General features: G+C 56.2%; 18 protein-coding genes and 1 tRNA gene. 11 read left to right on the top strand and 8 right to left on the bottom strand.

Features of this window, described 5'->3' with window-relative positions:
* Positions 1-54 precede the first annotated feature (54 nt).
* Complete coding sequence (rpmH, locus tag J4E00_RS23680; protein ID WP_208177842.1) at positions 55-213, bottom strand: 50S ribosomal protein L34; 159 nt, start codon at positions 211-213, stop codon at positions 55-57.
* Between the two features lie 143 nt (positions 214-356).
* Between rpmH and J4E00_RS23675 the strand changes: the two genes are divergently transcribed.
* Positions 357-2,090, top strand: a complete 1,734-nt coding sequence (locus tag J4E00_RS23675; protein ID WP_208177841.1) for a M61 family metallopeptidase — start codon at positions 357-359, stop codon at positions 2,088-2,090.
* 75 nt (positions 2,091-2,165) lie between these two features.
* Here the strand turns inward: J4E00_RS23675 and J4E00_RS23670 are convergent, their stop codons facing one another.
* The 3 genes from J4E00_RS23670 to J4E00_RS23660 all read right to left on the bottom strand — a co-directional run bounded on the left by J4E00_RS23670 (position 2,166) and on the right by J4E00_RS23660 (position 3,682).
* Positions 2,166-2,459 carry a hypothetical protein gene (locus tag J4E00_RS23670; protein ID WP_208177840.1) on the bottom strand — a complete coding sequence of 98 codons (294 nt, stop codon included), beginning with the start codon at positions 2,457-2,459 and terminating at the stop codon, positions 2,166-2,168.
* 96 nt (positions 2,460-2,555) lie between these two features.
* Positions 2,556-3,500 carry a PfkB family carbohydrate kinase gene (locus tag J4E00_RS23665; RefSeq protein WP_208177839.1) on the bottom strand — a complete coding sequence of 315 codons (945 nt, stop codon included), beginning with the start codon at positions 3,498-3,500 and terminating at the stop codon, positions 2,556-2,558.
* A gap of 108 nt (positions 3,501-3,608) precedes the next feature.
* Positions 3,609-3,682 (bottom strand) — tRNA-His (locus tag J4E00_RS23660).
* A 258-nt stretch (positions 3,683-3,940) separates the two neighbouring features.
* Here J4E00_RS23660 and J4E00_RS23655 point away from each other — a divergent pair.
* A complete protein-coding gene (locus J4E00_RS23655) occupies positions 3,941-5,350 on the top strand; it encodes a DEAD/DEAH box helicase (protein ID WP_208177838.1) in 1,410 nt (469 codons plus the stop codon).
* 83 nt (positions 5,351-5,433) lie between these two features.
* On the opposite strand, the gene J4E00_RS23650 is transcribed toward J4E00_RS23655, so the two are convergent.
* Together J4E00_RS23650 and upp are read right to left on the bottom strand one after the other, a co-directional pair.
* Positions 5,434-5,886, bottom strand: coding sequence for a hypothetical protein (locus J4E00_RS23650; protein WP_208177837.1), 453 nt, complete (start codon positions 5,884-5,886; stop codon positions 5,434-5,436).
* 199 nt (positions 5,887-6,085) lie between these two features.
* The gene (gene upp / locus J4E00_RS23645) at positions 6,086-6,811 is read right to left on the bottom strand and encodes a uracil phosphoribosyltransferase (protein WP_208177836.1); all 726 of its coding nucleotides are present in this window, start codon (positions 6,809-6,811) and stop codon (positions 6,086-6,088) included.
* Between the two features lie 271 nt (positions 6,812-7,082).
* Between upp and J4E00_RS23640 the strand changes: the two genes are divergently transcribed.
* The 7 genes from J4E00_RS23640 (at position 7,083) to J4E00_RS23610 (ending at position 15,333) form a co-directional block, all read left to right on the top strand.
* Entirely contained in the window at positions 7,083-8,957 is a 1,875-nt protein-coding gene (locus J4E00_RS23640) for a capsule assembly Wzi family protein (protein ID WP_208177835.1), read from the top strand.
* Positions 8,958-8,960: 3 nt separating this feature from the next.
* Positions 8,961-9,311: a hypothetical protein gene (locus J4E00_RS23635; protein WP_208177834.1), complete on the top strand. Its 351-nt coding sequence runs from the start codon at positions 8,961-8,963 to the stop codon at positions 9,309-9,311.
* Between the two features lie 21 nt (positions 9,312-9,332).
* Positions 9,333-11,177: an ABC transporter ATP-binding protein gene (locus tag J4E00_RS23630; RefSeq protein WP_208177833.1), complete on the top strand. Its 1,845-nt coding sequence runs from the start codon at positions 9,333-9,335 to the stop codon at positions 11,175-11,177.
* A 147-nt stretch (positions 11,178-11,324) separates the two neighbouring features.
* Positions 11,325-11,810: a hypothetical protein gene (locus J4E00_RS23625; protein WP_208177832.1), complete on the top strand. Its 486-nt coding sequence runs from the start codon at positions 11,325-11,327 to the stop codon at positions 11,808-11,810.
* 141 nt (positions 11,811-11,951) lie between these two features.
* A complete protein-coding gene (gene lpcA, locus J4E00_RS23620; RefSeq protein WP_208177831.1) occupies positions 11,952-12,542 on the top strand; it encodes a D-sedoheptulose 7-phosphate isomerase in 591 nt (196 codons plus the stop codon).
* Between the two features lie 185 nt (positions 12,543-12,727).
* A complete protein-coding gene (locus tag J4E00_RS23615) occupies positions 12,728-14,263 on the top strand; it encodes a YifB family Mg chelatase-like AAA ATPase (RefSeq protein ID WP_208177830.1) in 1,536 nt (511 codons plus the stop codon).
* 8 nt (positions 14,264-14,271) lie between these two features.
* Positions 14,272-15,333 carry a quinone-dependent dihydroorotate dehydrogenase gene (locus tag J4E00_RS23610; protein ID WP_208177829.1) on the top strand — a complete coding sequence of 354 codons (1,062 nt, stop codon included), beginning with the start codon at positions 14,272-14,274 and terminating at the stop codon, positions 15,331-15,333.
* Here J4E00_RS23610 and J4E00_RS23605 read toward each other — a convergent pair.
* The gene (locus J4E00_RS23605) at positions 15,281-15,946 is read right to left on the bottom strand and encodes a hypothetical protein (protein ID WP_208177828.1); all 666 of its coding nucleotides are present in this window, start codon (positions 15,944-15,946) and stop codon (positions 15,281-15,283) included. The two genes, J4E00_RS23610 and J4E00_RS23605, sit on opposite strands and share 53 nt — an antisense overlap.
* Positions 15,947-16,081: 135 nt before the next feature.
* A complete protein-coding gene (locus J4E00_RS23600) occupies positions 16,082-17,056 on the bottom strand; it encodes an acyloxyacyl hydrolase (RefSeq protein ID WP_208177827.1) in 975 nt (324 codons plus the stop codon).
* Between the two features lie 336 nt (positions 17,057-17,392).
* Here J4E00_RS23600 and J4E00_RS23595 point away from each other — a divergent pair, with 336 nt between their 5' ends.
* Positions 17,393-17,995: a porin family protein gene (locus tag J4E00_RS23595; RefSeq protein ID WP_208177826.1), complete on the top strand. Its 603-nt coding sequence runs from the start codon at positions 17,393-17,395 to the stop codon at positions 17,993-17,995.
* A 157-nt stretch (positions 17,996-18,152) separates the two neighbouring features.
* Positions 18,153-18,749 carry a porin family protein gene (locus J4E00_RS23590; RefSeq protein WP_208177825.1) on the top strand — a complete coding sequence of 199 codons (597 nt, stop codon included), beginning with the start codon at positions 18,153-18,155 and terminating at the stop codon, positions 18,747-18,749.
* Positions 18,750-18,962: the final 213 nt, after the last annotated feature.

Here is an 18,962-nt window from a genome sequence, read left to right as displayed (position 1 = left end):
TATGGGGCCCCATAAAGGTCCTTACTAGCAGCTTTCAGCTAACGGCTAAAAATACTAGCGCTTGTGCTTGCCTTCGTCGGATACGGTGAGGCGCTTGCGGCCTTTGGCACGACGACGGGCCAGTACGTTACGGCCGTTGGCGGTTTCCATGCGGAGACGGAAGCCATGCTTGTTAACGCGCTTGCGTTTCGAAGGTTGGAAGGTACGTTTCATATCAAAGAATCTAAAAAGACGAGTTTCGAGTTGGGCCGGCAAAGGTACGGGCTTTGGCTGGAAAAGACAAGTGCCTCAGCCACTTTTAGCCGCAATGGTTTCAGACCTGCTAGCTTTGAGTGCCCCATTAGACTGTTTTGGCCATGATTCACTACCACGTTTCCTACGAAAACCCACTCACGTTTTACCTGCAAATTCAGCTCACGCTGGACGTGCCCGCCAATGCAACCGCTCCGCTAGAGCTTCAGCTACCAGCCTGGCGGCCGGGGCGCTATGAGCTCCAAAACTTCGCACAAAAGATTCAACGTGTGGCAGTTGAAGACGCAACCACTGGCCAGCCCCTCCTCTATCGCAAGCTCACCAAAGACCGTTGGGAAATACCTAATGCGGCTGGTCACACGGTGCGAGTACGCTACAACTTCTATGCTCACCAGATGGATGCTGGCGGCTCTTGGCTGGATGAATCACAGCTTTACCTGAACCCAGTACAGGCGCTGATGTATGCCGAGGGCCAGCAAATGGAAGAGTGTGAGCTGACACTAGCATTGCCCGAGAATTGGCAGGTAGCGTGCGGCTTGAAGCAAACCGCGCCAAATGTGCTCTCAGCGCAGAATTTTGACCAACTGGCCGACTCGCCGCTCATTGCAAGCCCCACACTCACGCATCAGGAATACGAGGCAGGCGGGCTGCCCTTCCACATCTGGGTGCAGGGTGAGGCGCTGGTCAACTGGCCGCAACTGCTCGCCGATTTCAAGGCTTTTTCGGAGGTGCAGCTGGCGATGTTTGGTGGCTTTCCGGTGACGGACTACCATTTTCTGAATCAATTTTTGCCTTACAAGCACTACCACGGTGTGGAGCACAACAACTCGACGGTGATTACGCTGGGCCCCGCCGAACTGATTATGAGCGAGGGGCTTTACAAAGAATTGCTGGGCGTGAGCTGCCACGAGTTGTTTCATACATGGAACATCAAGAGCATTAGGCCGGCCGAGATGCAACCTTACGACTATAGCCGCGAGAATTATTTCCGTACCTGCTTCATCGCAGAAGGCATCACGACTTATTACGGCGAGTACCTGCTGGCCCGCAGCCATGTGCGCACGCCTGCGCAGTATTTTGAGGAATTAAACACGGTACTGCGCAAGCATTACGACGATGCGGGCGGCGAAAACCTCTCGCTTGCCGATGCCAGCATGGACCTCTGGCTGGACGGCTACAAGCCCGGTGTGCCCGACCGCAAAGTATCGGTGTACCACAAAGGGGCACTGGTGGCTATGCTGCTGGACCTCACCATACGCCAGCTTTCCGGGCACGCCCGCAGCCTCGACGATGTGATGCGGCGGCTGTATGAGGAGTTCGGCAAAGCCGGTATTGGCTACACCGAGGCAGATTATGTGCGCATTGTGAACGAAGTAGCCGGGCGCGACATGCACGCTTATTTCGACAAGTTCATCTATGGCACCGCACCACTACTGGAACCGCTCGACCGGGTGCTGCACACCGTCGGCTGTCAGCTACTGGTGGGCGAAAACACCTCGGCTTCAGAAGGGCAGTTTGGCTTCCGCACGGTGGTAAAAAATGAGCGGACGGAAGTAACAACCATCTGGCCCAACTCGCCCGCGGCTGCAGCCCTGACCGTGGACGATGAAATTGTGGCCGTGAATGGCCGCCGCGTGGACATGAACCTGCAAAGCCTACTCAGCAGCGGCGAAGCGGCGTATGAGGTAAGCGTGTTTCGCCAGAACCGGCTGCTCACGGTGACGCTGACTGCTACACCAGACGTCCGCTTCGGGCAGCGCTATATGGTTGACCAGTTGGAAACGGCCGATGCGGCGCAGCAGCGTGGCTTTCAGCAATGGCTGGGGTGGGAGTTTTAGCAGCTTGTCTAGATATAAAAGAGCCCCGCCGGATTCGTCCGGCGGGGCTCTTTTATGCTCTTAAAACTTTAGAAACTAGTCGGCTTTGCTTCCAGGGCCTTTTTTGGCATTAGTCGCGTCAACCGACATCGGGCTATTGCCTTGGGGGTTACTCCGCGGTTTGTTGGCCTGAGTATGGCGGGTTTCGTTGAAATTACCGCCGGGCGTGTTGCCTTTGGTTTCGTTGCCTTGCTCAGTCAGGTGGTTCTGATTGAGGTTTTGGGTAGTAGACGAATCCACTTTAGGAGTTTTGGTCTTCTTGTGGTGCTCATTCTCAAAGGGCACTACCGAAGGCTTTTCATCGGGCAGGTTGTTTTTCTTATCAGACATGGCGTGGAAGACAAAAGGTGGAATGATGTTTCCTTTTACCCAACCCGTCGCCAAAGAGTTGTCCGCCCGACGCGCGTTGCCCAAATTATACCGGTGCTAAACAGCCGATACGTTGGCCACTGCCGCTGCTGGCACCACCTTCACCAGCTCAGCAAACTGTGCCTCGCGGGCCTCCAGTTCTTCGGCGCTTAGGTTGAGCAGGCGCTCGGTGCCGAATTTCTCCACGCAGAAAGAAGCCATGGCCGAACCGTGGATAACGGCGCGCTTCATATTTTCAAAGCTGATGTCGTCGGTAGCGGCGAGGTGACCGATGAAGCCCCCCGCGAAGGTGTCGCCGGCGCCGGTCGGGTCGAATACTTCTTCCAACGGCAATGCCGGAGCGTAGAACACCTTGTTTTTGTGGAAGAGCAGGGCACCGTGCTCGCCTTTCTTAATGATGAGGAATTTGGGGCCCATTGCCATGATTTTCTTGGCGGCTTTCACCAGCGAATACTCACCGGAGAGCTGGCGGGCTTCCTCGTCGTTGATGCTCAGCACGTCCACCATCTCGATGGTAGCGATGAGCTCTTCGAGCGCAATGTCCATCCAGAAGTTCATGGTGTCCATCACAATCAGCTTGGGCCGATTCACGAGGCGCTGAATGACCAGACGCTGTACCTGTGGCGCCAGGTTGCCCAGCATAAGGTACTTACAGTCCTGGTAGCTATCCGGGATGATGGGGTCGAAACTGCCCAGCACATTCAGCTCTGTGGTGATGGTTTCGCGCGAGTTGAGGTCTTTGGAGTATTTACCCGACCAAAAAAACGATTTTTCACCTTCCTTGATTTGCAGGCCTTCCACGTCCACGCCGTGCTCTTCGAGCAGCAGGATATCGGATTGCGGAAAGTCGTCGCCTACCACGGCCACCAGTTTCACGGGCTTCAGCGAATAAGATGCCGAGAGGCTGATGTATGTAGCGGCCCCACCGATTATTTTATCGGTTTTGCCGAAAGGCGTTTCCAGCGCGTCGAATGCGACGCTGCCGATGACAAGCAGACTCATGCAAGTAAAATGTGGTGAATAAACGGTTCGGTTAAAGCCGTATTAAAACGGAATTAAAGCAAGCAACAAAAAAGTCCCCGGATAATTTCCGGGGACTTGCTTTTTGTGGGTAAATAATGGGGCTCGAACCCACGACCTTCGGAATCACAATCCGACGCTCTAACCAGCTGAGCTATATCTACCGTGTTTGTTTTGGTGGTGCAAAGATAGAAAAAGAAGTGGAATGTGGCAAAAAAAGTTCGGTGTATCTGCCATCTTGTGGCTTGCCGTTGTCTGGATTGAAGCAAAGGACCTTGATATGCCGGAACGACTTGCGATGGAATCTAATCGGTTTTACTTGCGGTCCAAATTATTTGGTTGTGATTAAAGTCCATCACTCCGCTTGGGACAACAGCTGCTTACAAGGTGACAGACGGGCACAAAATACCGACCTTTGCGGAATGGAACCCAATACCACCCCGTCGTTCAACGATTTCAAACTCAATAAACAACTACTTACCGCGGTAGCAGAAGCTGGCTTCACAGAGCCCACACCGGTGCAGATACAGACCATTCCGCTGCTGCTGGCTGGGCACGACGTGCTAGGCATTGCCCAAACGGGCACCGGCAAAACGGCCGCCTTTGGCCTGCCGCTTTTGATGAAGGTAAAATATGCGCAGGGCATAAACCCGCGGGCCCTAGTACTGGCCCCTACCCGCGAGCTGGCCATGCAGATTGAGACGCACCTGAAGGCACTGGCCGTGAATACGGACCTGCGCATTTTCGCCATTTATGGCGGGCTGGGGCCGAAAACCCAGATTGAAACCATTGCCCAGGGCCTCGACGTGCTGGTGGCCACCCCGGGTCGCCTGATGGAAATTTACCTGAAAGGCGCGGTGCGGCTGACCGACCTGAAAACCTTCGTGATGGACGAGGCCGACAAGATGATGGACATGGGTTTCATGCCCCAGATTCGGCGCATTTTGGAGATTATTCCGCGCAAGCGGCAGAACGCGCTTTTCTCGGCCACCATGCCGGAACGCGTAACCACACTGAGTGAGGAGTTCCTGGAATTTCCGGTGCGGGTGGAAGTGAGCCCGCCGGCCAAAACGGCCTCTACGGTATCGCAGGTACTATACGAGGCCCCCAATCTGCTCACCAAAATCAACTTGCTGCACTTCCTACTTTACCGCGATGCGGAGGTGATGACCCGGGTGCTGCTGTTCTGCCGCACCAAGGAGCACGCCGACCAAGTGGCGCATTTTCTGGAGCGCAAGGCTCCCGCTGGCGAAGTACGCGTAATTCACGGCAACAAGGGCCAGAACGCCCGTATCAACAGCATGGATTCGTTCCGAGCCGGGGAAGTGCGGTATATGGTGGCAACGGACGTGGCTGCCCGCGGCATTGACGTGCCGCAGGTGACGCACGTCATCAATTTCGACGTACCGATTGTGCACGACGACTACGTGCACCGCATTGGCCGCACGGGCCGGGCCCAGCACATCGGTGCGGCCATCACCTTCGCCAACGAGGCAGAAATGGTGCACATTGGCGAGATTGAGCAGCTTATCAATCAGCAGATTGAACGGCTGCCGCTGCCCGAAGAAGTAAAAGTGGAGGAAACACCGTTCGAGGAAAAGCAGAAGATGGGTCGCGAGCTTGACGACCGTCGCAAGAAGCTCGACCCCGAGTTCAAAGGCGCTTTCCACGACCGCAAAGAATGGATTAAGCCCGGCGTGACCATCGACAAGCGCACCGGTAAGCCCTTTGTAGAAGGCCAGAAAAAGAGCACTAAGGGCTCGAAGGCCTTTGTGGGTAAAAAAGGCGGCTCGAACCCAGGCGTGAAAGCACTGAAGCGGCGGGGACGGTAGTTATTTTAGTGAGTAATGGAAATGGGTAGTGATTGATGTCGTTCTGTTTGGATTGAACGACACTAATCACTACCCATTACTCGCTACTTCCCGTGGTGTATCAAATGCCCGAAGTGAATGCTGGCGAAGGTGAGCGCTGTGCCCCAGAATACGGCGCTTAGGAACATGTGTAGCAGGATGCGCTGTCGGGGTACGCCCAGCAGCGTGGCGATAACCGTACCGCCGATGGGCGACAGCAGAATGGGCGTGAGAAAGGCGATGCCGCCCATGCCGAACTTCTGGAATATCTTGATAATGTTGCGCGAGCGTTTGGTGAAGATGGGCTCGCGGCGCAGGCGGCGCTGCTTCTGGCGGTGCCGCATCCAAGCGCCCCCAACCCCGGAAAAGATAAACACGCTGGTCATCATGCCAGCCACTGTCAGGGCCAGCGTAGGCCAGAAGTGCAGCCCCATGGAAGTTCCGGCCAACGGGCCACCCAAAAACTTGACCGTGCTCAACAGGAACACGGACGCGCATTTAACGGCGGGATGGAGCACAACGAAACGAAAAGGCAGGGGCGGGTGAGAAGGGGCAGCAACGCGGGGTGGGCGCTTAGCAAAGATACCCGGTTTGCCGACCGGGTGTTCCATACTGCTCAGGAATTATATCAGCACTCGGCAAATACACTGTTGAGTTTGTGCTGCAAAGCGGTGGTTCGTTCGCCTGAGCGGAAGTATAGGTTCGGGGTACTTGTTCTTACAGTTTGCTGCCAAAGGAGAGGTCGCCGGCGTCGCCGAGGCCAGGCACGATGTAGGCGTGCTCGTTCAGCCGTTCATCGATGGCGGCTACCCAGAGGTTAGCTTCGGGGATTTCGCGGGCCACGTAGGCCAAGCCTTCGGGCGAGGCGATAACGGCAGCAATGTATACCTGACGCGGCATGCCGAAACGCAGCATAGCACGGTAGGTTTGCACAAGGCTTTTGCCAGTGGCCAGCATGGGGTCGGCCAGAATCAGGACCCGCTCGTCGAGGCTAGGCGCCGAGAGGTAGTCGACCTGTACCTGCACCTGGGCCGTGCCCTCAATGCGGTAGGCCGCCACGAAGGCGCTGGGCGACTGGTCGAAGTAGTTCAGAAAGCCTTGGTGGAATGGCAGCCCGGCCCGCAGCACGGTGGCCAGGATGGGGAAATCGTGCAACAGCTTCCCGGTGGTTTCGGCCAGCGGCGTCTGAATGGTTTGCTCGGTGTAGCTGAGGTGGGCGCTGATGCGGTAGGCAATGATTTCGCCCAGGCGCTGGAGGTTACGGCGGAAGCGCAGGCTGTCTTTCTGCACGTCTTTGTCGCGCAGCTCGGCCAGGAAATGGTTGGCGATGCTGGGCTCGGCGCACACGACGTGGACCCTGGCTACGGCTTCGGCGGTGGCATCATCGGCGGCGGTGGGAACGGGTGGAACGTCCGAAGCAGAAGAAAGAGGAGTCGAAGCCATAGGAAAGGAGAAATTATAGAAAGTGAAACCGGACCCAAAACCCGGTCGGCAACCCGAAGTTGGCACACAAACCGGGGTCGGGCAAAAAATAGGCATAGGCAGACTTGCTTGCGGAGGCTCGCCATCGAGGCCACCCAGCCATTGGCACCGGGCCAGCATGCGGCGTCGGATGCCCGCCAACGGCTTGCTGCGTAGGTTTGTTAAAAATTGGCCGGCTTTTGTTTTAGCCGCACCAGTCATCCTGGCTTTTATTACTACGCTATTCGTTTCTATGCATAAAATTTTGCTCCTGCCTTCTTCTATAATGCTATTGGCAGGGCCGCTGGCAGCGCAAACGGTGCCCGCCACGGCTACTCCCCCGGCAGAAAAGTCCCCTTGGCTGGTGTTTGACCAGCCGCTGGACAGCATTCCGGCTTCGCATCCCAACAAGAACAAGGTAGACGCCACGCAGGGCGCTAACTATGTGCCGCTCGACCAGGATGTTTATCGCTTGATTGACCGTTACGCCATCAAGTTCGGGCCCGACGCATTAAATGACCCGCATACCAGCGTGCGGCCGTATTCGCGGGCCGCGGCGGCCCACTTGGGTGAGCGGATGCTGTCGGGCGATAGTAGCGCAGCTTATACTGGTGGCCTGTCGCGGGCCGACCGTTTCAATGCCCAATACCTGCTGAAGGACAACTGGGCCAACAGCGCCCGGGGCGAGGCCATCAATGCCAGCGCCAAACCGGTGCTTACCTATTTCTACCGCGACCAGACCGACCTTTATCACGTCAAGACACCGGACTTCACGCTACGTGTGAACCCGGTGCTGCTGCTTTCGGCCGGCAAGGACAACGACATCAGCGGGCTGCGCTACGTGAACACACGCGGGGTGCAGATTGAGGGCAATATCGACCAGCGGCTGGGTTTTTATACCTTTCTGGCCGATAACCAGGAGGCCGTGCCGCAGTACGTGCAGGCGCGCATTCAGCGCGACCAGATTGTGCCGCACGAAGGCTACTGGAAGTACTTTAAAACCCAAGGCGGCAGCGCCTATGATTTCTTCACGGCCCGGGGTGGCATCACGTATGCGGCCACCAAGCACATCAACCTGCAGCTGGCCCACGACCGCAACTTCATCGGCAACGGTTACCGCTCGCTTATTTTATCGGACTACAGCGCACCGTATTTCTTCCTGAAGATTAATACCCGCGTCTGGAAATTCAACTACCAGAACCTGTTTGCCGAGCTGACTGCGCAGAAGGAAAACGCCGACCAGGTGTACCCTAAGAAGTACATGGCCCTGCACCACCTCAGCTTCGACGTAGCGCCGAACTTCAACATCGGGCTGTTTGAGAGCACCATTTTGGGCGGACGCTACCAGACTGACAGCTTGGGCCAGCGCGTGCCGGGCAGCACCCGCCGGGGCTTTGAGCTGCAATACCTGAACCCGGTCATTTTCTACCGTGCCATTGAGCAGCAAGTGGGCTCGGCCGACAACGCGATTCTGGGGCTGGATTTTAAATGGAACATCAAACACACGGCACAGCTTTACGGGCAACTGGTGCTGGACGAGTTTAAGGTAAGCGAAATACGTGCCCGCAACGGTTGGTGGGGCAATAAGCAGTCGGTGCAGCTGGGCGCCAAATACGTGGACGTGGCCGGCCTGCGCAACCTGGATTTGCAAGTGGAAGTGAACTATATCCGACCTTACACTTACCAGCACGAAGATATTTACACTAACTACCAGCACTACAACCAGCCCCTGGCGCACCCCATGGGTGCCAACCTGACCGAAGTGCTGGGCGTGCTCAGCTACCAGCCCCTGCCCCGCCTGATGCTGGTGGGCAAGGCCATCTATTCGGAGCAAGGCCTCGACTTAGTCAACGGCGACGTGGCCCTGCAGAATTACGGCGGCAACGTGCTCAAAAGCTACAACACCCGCGTGGCCGAATACGGCAACCGCACCGGCCAGGGCAATAAAAGCCGGCTGCTCCACGGCGATTTTACAGCTATCTACCAGCCCCGCCTCAACCTGTTTCTGGATGCCAAGCTCATTGCCCGGCATCAGACCTACTCGCTCACGCCCGAGCTCGACGGCAACGAAGTGTACGCCTCGCTGGCCGTGCGCTGGAACATTGTGCAACGGTTACATGAATTCTAGGCCATGCCTGAAACCACTTATCTATACCGCCCCGTCAACCAGCAGGAGCTGGACCTGATTGCGGCCAGCAACTGGCGCAGTTTTCCGCCGCGTTTGCCCGAGCAGCCCATTTTTTACCCGGTGTTGAACGAGGAGTATGCCGTGCAAATCAGCCGCGACTGGAACGTGCCGTACTACGGCGTGGGCTATGTGGTGCGGTTTGCGGTTGAATCTGAATACCTCGCGCAATTTGCTGTGCAGAACGTGGGCGACCCCATGCACAACGAACTGTGGGTGCCCGCCGAGCAGTTGACCGAATTCAACCAGCACATCGACGGGCTAATTGAAGTAACCGCAGAGTTTCGGCGTCCTTAACCTGGCTTGCCGCCCTTGCCTATGAAAACGTACCTCCGCATCCTACAGTACGCTCGGCCGCTGATGGCTTTTTTGCCGCAGTACTTGCTGTACACGGTGCTCACCATCTTCTTCAGCATTGGCAACTTCACACTGATTATTCCGCTGCTGAGTGTGCTGTTCGATAAGACCGACAAGGTGCCAATGCGCGCGCCCGACCACCTACCGGCCTTCAAGCCTACCATTCAGTGGGTGACGGATACGTTCAACTACTTCTTTGCCGATGTGCTGGTCGACCATGGCAAGATGGGTGCGCTGGCCTTTGTGTGCGGTGTGGTGGTGGTATCGGTGCTGCTGAGCAACGTATTTCGCTACATGAGCCTGCGGCTGTTGGCCAAAGTGCGGGCCCGTGTGATTCGCAACCTGCGGCACGACTTGTACCACCGCATCATTGGGTTGCAGCTGAGCTTTTTCGCTGGCGAGCGCAAGGGTGATTTGATGTCGCGCTTTACGGCCGATGTGCAGGAAGTGGAAACGTCGGTGGTGAACACTTTCACCGCCGTTATCAAGGAGCCGCTCACCATCATTGCCTATTTTCTGGTGCTGTTTCACATGTCGGTGCCGCTCACGCTATTCACACTGGTGTTGTTACCGATTTCAGGTGGCATCATTGCCACCATTGCCAAGCGGCTGCGCACCCAAGCCAAGCAAAGTCAAAAAACTCTCGGCACCATGCTATCTGTGATTGACGAGACCCTGGGCGGCATTCGGGTTATTAAGGCATTCAACGCGCAGGAGTACATCAAGGGCAAGTTTGAGGAGCAGAACGACCAATACGCCCGTACCTCGCGCAACATTGATAATACCCGGGATTTGGCCTCACCTTTTTCGGAATTTGCCGGAGTTTCGGTGGTGGCAGGCCTGCTGTATTTCGGCGGCACGCTGATTCTGGGTGGACAGTCGGCGCTCGACGGCGAGACATTCATTGGGTATGTCATCCTCTTTTCGCAGGTGCTCACGCCGGCCAAGGCACTCTCGTCGTCGTTTGGCAACATCCAGCGCGGGCTCGTGGCCGGCGAGCGGGTGCTCAGCATCATCGATACCGAGCCGGCCATTCGCGACCGGCCCGATGCGAAAGTGCTGCCGCCGTTCGAGCGTGAGATTGAGTTTCACGACCTCAACTTCAGCTATGGCGAAACGCCGGTGCTCCACGATATCAACCTGACCATCAAAAAAGGCCAGACTGTGGCGCTGGTGGGCGGCAGCGGTGGCGGCAAAAGCACCTTGGCCGACCTCCTCCCCCGCTTCTACGACCCCAGCGCCGGCCAGATTCTCATCGACGGCCACGACCTGCGCGCCTGTTCTCTACACTCGGTGCGCGACCAGATGGGCATTGTAACCCAGGAAAGTATCTTATTCAACGACACGATTTTCAACAACATCCGCTTCAATACCGCCGCTACCGAGGCCGAGGTGATGGAAGCTGCCCGCATTGCCAACGCCCACGACTTCATTGTGGCCAGCCCCGACGGCTACCAAACCGTGATTGGCGACCGGGGCTCGCGCCTCTCGGGGGGGCAGCGGCAGCGGCTGAGCATTGCACGCGCCATTCTGCGCAACCCGCCCATCCTCATCCTTGACGAAGCAACGTCGGCGCTCGATACTGAGAGTGAAAAGCTGGTGCAGGAAGCCTTGCAGCGCCTCATGCAAAACCGCACCTCCCTCGTCATTGCCCATCGCCTAAGCACCGTGCAGCACGCCGATGAGATTGTGGTATTGCAACACGGCCGCATCGTGGAACGTGGCACTCATGATGCACTGATTCGGCGTGAAGGCGGGGTATACCAGCGCCTTAGCTCGATGCAGACCAACGCGGCGCTGGTTTAGGTCCAGGGAAGTAGGATTAACAGCTCAGCCGTCGAACGACCACTCCATCCTGGTTTCGGCGGTCGAATTGCGCCTCCGGAATGCTCGTTCTGCGAAAGCCAGCGTATAAGAAACCCTATCTTTCGCCCTCAAACCAGCCTTACCGCCATGCTTGCCCTCAAACGCATTATCACCGTCGCCGTCATGATTTACCTCTTGCTGGCGCTGCTATTCATCCTCGCGCCTGCCGTCCGGTCGTCGGTAATGGGCATGGGTCCGGGTCTATCGGTCATTGAGCAAGAGCGGCAGTTTTTCTACGTCATGTTCATCATTGGAGCAGTTCTTCTGGCGCTTCACATGGTAACCGAAAACCTCGATAGTGTGCTGTTGCGCCGTTCGGTGAGCCAGCACGAAGGCAAAATCAACGAGTTGAAAGCCAAGCTCTACGACACCCAGCAGCGGGCCACTGCCCCAGCAGCCATGCCCACCAGCCGCACCGTCGATGGCCGCCTGCCCGTGGCCCCGGCAGAAGGCCGCGTAGCCCACAGCAACACCGAGAACCGCACGCCCGACCACCTGCCCCAACCCACTTTCCCGCAGAGCGACCCCAGCCTGAGCAACACCCCGCCAGCCGACCGGCCGCCGCTGGCATAGGGAACCTGTCATGCTGAGCAGCACGGATGACCTTATCACGGCTGAATTTTCGAAAATCACTGCAAATCCTCCGTCAGCGGCAAGGTCCTTCGCGCTGCTCAGGATGCCGGATTTGAAACCTAATTACCGACCACCACAACAGTGTCCGCCTCCACCCTCCCCGACCTCATCCACGCCGAACTGACCGAAGCCAGGGCCGTGCTCGACCGCTTTCTGGCCGACCCAGCCCACATCGCCAGCATCGCTGCCGCCGCCGAGCTAATGGCGAACAGCCTGAAGAACGGTGGCAAAATCCTGACCTGTGGCAACGGGGGCAGCCTTTGCGACGCCCAGCATTTTGCCGAAGAACTCAGCGGCCGCTACCGCCAGAACCGCCGTGCCCTGGCCGCCATTGCCCTCACCGAAGCCTCGCACATGACCTGCGTGGCCAATGATTTTGGGTTTGAGTTCGTGTTCAGCCGCTTCGTGGAATCCCTTGGCCGGCCCGGCGATGTGTTGCTGGCCATCAGTACCAGCGGCAACTCGCCCAATATTCTACGCGCTGCCGAAGCCGCTAAGGAACTAGGGATGCAGGTAGTTTCCCTGACTGGTAAAGACGGCGGCCAGCTCGCCAGCTTGAGCGACGTAGAAATCAGAGCCCCGCACTCAGGCTATGCCGACCGGATTCAGGAAATCCATATCAAGGCGATTCATATTATTATTATGCTGATTGAAAAATTGGTAGTTGGGTAGAAATTGGTTTTTCATGCAGTGTCCCGCAGTGTTAAAAACGCAATGTCTCACAGGGTAGAATCACACCAGGAGGCTTTGCCTTTTTTAACGCTGCGGGACACTGCGTGAGAGGCTATTGGGCTTGCGGCTCTTAGCTTTACGCAACCGTTGTTTTCGCCCGCCTTTCTTTTCGCTACCGCAACCTCATGCTCACCAAAACTTTCGGCTCGGCCGTGCAGGGCGTCAATGCCTACACCATTATCATCGAAGTGGTGGTTTCGGCCGGAACGGGGTTCAACGTAGTGGGCTTGCCGGACAATGCCATCAAGGAAAGCCAGCAGCGAATCGAGGCTGCGCTGAAGTTTCGGGGCTACCGCATGCCGCGCACCAAAACGGTGGTGAACATGGCTCCGGCCGACATCAGGAAGGAAGGTGCGGCCTATGATTTGCCCATTGCGCTGGGCATTCTGCATGCCTCCCAGCAATTGCAGACCGACCGGCTGCCGGAGTATATTATCATGGGTGAGATGGCCTTGGATGGCGAATTACGCCCCATTAAAGGCGTGTTGCCCATTGCCATTCAGGCCCGTAAGGAAGGCTTCAAGGGCATTATGCTGCCAAAGGAAAACGCGGAGGAAGCCGCCATCGTGAACAACCTTGATGTGATACCGGTGAGCAGCATGCAGGACGCTATTGATTTCTTCGAGGGCCGGCTGGAAATAACGCCTACCACGGTGGATACCCGCGAGCTGTTCCAGCATTCCGTTAATAAATACACGGCCGATTTTGCCGATGTGCAAGGCCAGGAAAACATCAAGCGCGCCCTGGAAATTGCAGCGGCTGGCGGCCACAATGTCATCATGATTGGGCCGCCCGGTGCGGGCAAAACCATGCTAGCCAAGCGCCTGCCCAGCATCCTGCCGCCCCTGAGCATGCAGGAAGCGCTGGAAACCACCAAAATCCACTCCGTTGCCGGCAAGCTGGCCGGCGGTGGTTTGCTGAGCACAAGGCCGTTTCGGGCGCCGCACCATACTATTTCGGATGTGGCACTGGTGGGTGGCGGCAGCAACCCACAGCCCGGCGAAATCTCGCTGGCGCACAATGGCGTGCTGTTTCTGGACGAATTACCCGAGTTCAAGCGTTCGGTTTTGGAGGTAATGCGCCAGCCGCTGGAGGAGCGCCGCGTCACCATTTCACGCGCCAAAGTCAGCATTGAGTTTCCGGCAAATTTCATGTTAATAGCGAGCATGAATCCGTGCCCGTGCGGCTATTACAACCACCCGGAAAAGGAATGCGTGTGCGGTCCGGGGGTGGTACAGAAGTATTTGAACAAGGTTTCGGGGCCGCTGCTCGACCGGATTGACTTGCATGTGGAGGTGACGCCGGTGACGTTTGACCAGATGACGGAAACGCGCAAGGCCGAAACCAGCGCTGAAATTCAGCCCCGCATCGATAAGGCCCGCGTGGTGCAGGAAACCCGTTTTCAGGACTTCACCGACATCCATTCCAACGCCATGATGCCGCCGCAGATGGTGAAGGACATTTGCGCCATCAGCGAGGAAGGCCGCACGCTGCTAAAAACGGCTATGGAGCGCCTGGGCCTGAGCGCCCGCGCCTACGACCGGATTTTGAAAGTGGCCCGCACCATCGCCGACCTGGCTGGCACCGCCGATATTCAGATTCAACACCTGGCCGAAGCCATTCAATACCGCAGCCTCGACCGCGAAGGCTGGGCCGGATAATCCCTGCTATGTATAAAGCTCTCGTCAAACCCCTCCTTTTTCAACTCGACGCCGAGCGCGCTCACCACGTCGTGTTCAACAACCTGCGCCGCGCCGCGCAATTGCCGGGCACTAAGGCCCTGTTGCGCAGCCTGTACAATTTCCAGCACCCCAACCTAACGCGGGAAGTTTTCGGACTGAAGTTTCCAAACCCGGTGGGCCTGGCGGCAGGGCTCGACAAGAATGCAGTGCTCACCGATGAACTTGCTACCATGGGCTTCGGCTTCGTAGAAATTGGGACGGTGACGCCCCGGCCACAGTCCGGCAACCCGCAGCCGCGGCTGTTTCGCCTGCCACAGGACGAAGCGCTGGTGAACCGCATGGGCTTCAACAATGATGGCGCGGCGGCCGTGGCGGCGCGGTTGGCCCGGCGTCAGAACCGGCAGCTCATCATCGGCGGCAACATCGGCAAGAACAAAGACACCCCCAACGAGCGCGCCGCCGAGGACTACGTGGCCGGCTTCGAAGCGCTGGTCGAAGTTGTTGACTATTTCGTGGTGAACGTGAGTTCGCCCAACACGCCCAATCTGCGCCAGCTACAGGAGAAAAAGCCGCTCATTGAGCTGTTGCAGCAAGTGCAGGCCCGCAACCAGGCCCGGGCCACGCCGCGCCCGCTGCTGCTCAAAATCGCGCCCGACCTCACCGATTCGCAGCTCGACGACATTTTGGAAATAGCCCGCGAAACCAAGCTGAGCGGACTGGTAGCCACCAACACCACTATCAGCCGCGACAATCTGCGAACCGATTCGACTTATGTTTCCAGCCTCGGCGCAGGTGGCCTGAGCGGCCGACCGCTACGGGCCCGCGCCACAGAAATAATCCGTTACCTGCATCAGAAATCCGGCGGCTCATTGCCCATCATTGGCTCCGGCGGTATCCATTCTGCGGCTGATGCGCAGGAAAAGCTGGCGGCTGGCGCGACGCTCATCCAACTCTACACTGGCTTTGTCTATGAAGGGCCAGCGCTGGTGAGAAGGATTAATGAGCAGTTGGCAGCTTATTCCCACGTACCCGCCGGTGCCACCACATGATGAGCGGCACGCCCAATACGGTGGGCCAAAGGAAATTGAAAGGGAACGGGATTTCGTAGTGACCCGGCAGGAAGTGGTGCAGGCTGGTAACTGAAAACGCCGATACTGCCGCGATGTACGAAGCCAGAAAACCCGAAATGTGGTTGAGCAGCCACTGGTTTTTGGTCCAGTGCCCGGCGTTGGCATAGCCGCGCAGCTGGCGGAAGGCGGTGCCGGCGCCCAGTGCCCCAAATACGCCAACTGCAATGTTCTTCGACAGCACGGCATAAGCTACCGTGCCGAGGAAGGCCAGCAACCCCACACCCGCCACGGCCCAGTCGAAGGCGGCCACGCGGGCATCCCAGGCCAGCTGCTTCAGAAATAAAGAGCGGTAGCCGAAGCCCGCCATGTAGAGGCTAAATATCGCCGTGAGCAGGAGAAAGGTGCTGTGAATGTGCTGGGAGCCCGCTATGGCCGTGGCGCCAGCCACCACCATTGCCCAGAAAAACACCAGCCCCCAACGCCGATGCGCTGGCCCGCCCTTGCGAACGACCAGGGCTACAGGTGCCACAAAAAAGCCCGTGATGCCAGCCGCAATGTGCAGGTAGCGGTTGAGGGTGAAGAAGGTTTCCATGGCTGAAGACGCGGCTTTAATTGAACCACAGCCGAAAGATGAAAGCCAAGCGCGACTCACCCAAACCGGGGTTTCTGAAGCAGCAAAAAGGGCATCCGAAACACCCTGCCTGGCCAGCTGAAGCGCGCCAGCCCGCTACAACTTAGCGCCCACTTTGAACTCAATCACGTCGGCCGCACCACGGTGAATTTTCAAATCAATGGCCCCAAACAGCAGGTTGGTGAAGTGGTATTTCAAGCCCAGCCGCTCATAGTAGGCCGTGCTCGATTTATAGGGCGCGTACACGTAGAAGCCCAGATGTGAGTCGAAGGCCAGCCGGCCAAACAGCAGCTCATGGCCGACAAATACGCCGGCTTTTTTCACGTCGGGCTGCTTGCCGCCGGCGCGGGTAGTGTCCTCCAACGTGGCTTTCAGGCTGCGGTCGTTGAAGCCTTCCACGCCCAACAGAAGGTTGGATTTGCGGTTCATGCGCCGGCCCACGGCCAACGTGACCGAGTTTACGAGGTACTTCTGCTTGTCGCCTTCGGTGCGCTGCTTGAAGCCCAGGCTGGTGCTCACGTTGAAAAACGTGCGGCCAATGTCGTCGGGCAGAGGCGCCGGGTTATGGTAGGTTGGTGCCGGCCGCTGCTCGTGGTAATTCAGCCCCAACACCAGCGAGGGCAGGTTTACACCGAAGTTCGGCTTGGTGGTAGCGCCGTTGGAATAGTGGTTCAGCCCAATGCCGGCTAGCAAGCCCAAGTGCGGCGTGAGGGCATAATCGTATTCAAACCGCATTTGCAGCGTGGCGTTCAGGGCCGAGCTGGCGATGGTATTTTTGTGGTTCGTTTCCTGGTTGTACGGGTTGGTGAGATAGGCTAGGCCCGCTCCCAGCCGGAAGCTAAAATCGTGCTTTGGACCGCGCGAAAACGTCTTGCTGATGTACGGACTAGCCGCAAACACATAGCCCAGGATTGGGTTGTGAAAATCGTAATACGTGAGGGCCAGGCCCACTTTAGGGTACTTGTACCACTCGTGCCATGGGTCTGCACCAGTCGTCTGGCGTTGTATATTAATCTCAAACCCAGTGGGATGCGAAGCCACCAAATGCTTAATAGCGTAGGTATGAGCCATTATTATACTGCCCTGCGCATATGCCCCAATCACCAGCGGTGCCCGTGGCACTTTTGCCGTCGAATCGATTATTTGGGAAGCCGCCGACTGCGCCATCAGGCCTGTCAGCAACATTAGTACCAGCACTCTACGGACAAAAACAACCTTCATACACCTTAATTGGGCCAACTCCAAAAATACACCCAAGTCGCTTGATTGCTGGATTATGAAGGAATTATGAGCAAAAAAATAGTTGCTGGAATTATGAAACCCTACCCCCTTTCCAGCCGATATAAGCCCATACTGAAAGACACTACACAGATTGTCTTCAGAATTAATTATATCATTTTCTTAATCATGAAAAAAGTAATCCTATCACTGGGCCTGTTAGTTGGCATGGCTGGTGTTGCTAACGCTCAGACCTCTACTAAGTTTGGTGTTAAAGCTGGTGCCAACTACACGAAGTTCTCCGGCGATAACCTGGGCGACATCGGCTATAAGTTCGGTTTTGTTGGTGGTCTGGCTGCCAATTTCGGTCTGTCGGAGTCACTCTCTATCCAGCCCGAATTGCTTTACTCCATGAAAGGTGCCGAACTCAAAGGCGCTCCATTTGACGACTACAACTTCAAGCTCAACTACATAGAGCTCCCGATAATGTTCCGCTACACCCTGAGCGACGGCAAAGGTCCTTTCTTGCAGGCAGGCCCACAGATTGGCTACTTGGTGAACACCAAACTATCGGACGGCGACGGCAACGAAATTAAATTCGATAACGACAGCTTCCAGAAAATGGAACTAGGCTACGTTGCTGCCATCGGGTACCAGTCAGCTATGGGCCTGGGCATTGAAGCTCGCTTCAACGGTGGCATCAACAGCATCGGCAAAGACGACGATGCCTATGACCAACAGCGCAACCGAGTATTCTCGCTGCAGCTTGGCTACATGTTCGGCGGTAAGTAACCCCAATTCGTATTTCTGACCTAAGAAAGGAGCCAATTCTTAATTGAATCGGCTCCTTTCTCTTTTTAGCCCAATAAAGTATTGGCAAATACCTATTGTTATTGACTTAGAAATTTCCGCTAGCTTTGTATTGAAATTCACCTCTCTCGTTTCAATCATGAAAAAAGTAATCCTCTCTCTTGGTCTACTTGTAGGCTTGGCTAGTGCCGCTAATGCCCAAGAAATTCATTTTGGCGTAAAAGCTGGAGCTAGCCTGTCTTCACTTTCGGGTGATAATACTGGCGACGCTAAAAGTACGCTCGGCTTTGTTGGCGGCTTAGCTGCCAACTTTGGCTTTTCTGACCTCATCTCGCTACAGCCTGAATTGCTGTATTCGATGAAGGGCTTCAAACAGGAATCTGGCAGCGATAAAATCAATAGCCATTTGAATTACTTAGATATACCGGTGCTACTTAAAGTGAATGCCGATGGCCTTTTCTTCGAAGCTGGTCCACAGATTGGTTTCTTGCTTAGTCAAAAGACCACTTTCGATATTCAGGGACAAAGTATTCCTGACAATACGAGCACAACCGGCCTCCGTAAGACTGACCTTGGATACGTAGTAGGTCTGGGCTATCAGTTATCTAGCGGCCCTAGCATCGGCATTCGTTACAACGGTGGCATCTCAGATATCAGCGACCCGTCAGTAACTGGAGATAAACAACGCAACTCAGTATTCCAATTGCAATTGGGCTACATGTTCGGCGGCAAATAAATTGCCCCAATCCTCGTTTAAAAAAGCCCGGCTTCTCTTGAAGCCGGGCTTTTTTTATTTCATCAGCTGAGAAATTGGAACGCTGGATGGTGCATTGTCAATAATTTTTTAAACTTTTGTTAAATCAAACCTAATTTCCGATTTGAAAAGTTACTTAACACATTTATAGAAGTTGCCGTAGAAGGCGGCAATACACTCTCAATTATTGCTTTT

The sequence above is a fragment of the Hymenobacter negativus genome (assembly GCF_017571495.1).
Classification (GTDB): domain Bacteria; phylum Bacteroidota; class Bacteroidia; order Cytophagales; family Hymenobacteraceae; genus Hymenobacter; species Hymenobacter negativus.
The sequence above is the reverse complement of the archived record's forward strand: the minus strand, read 5'-3'. Positions and strand labels throughout refer to the sequence as shown.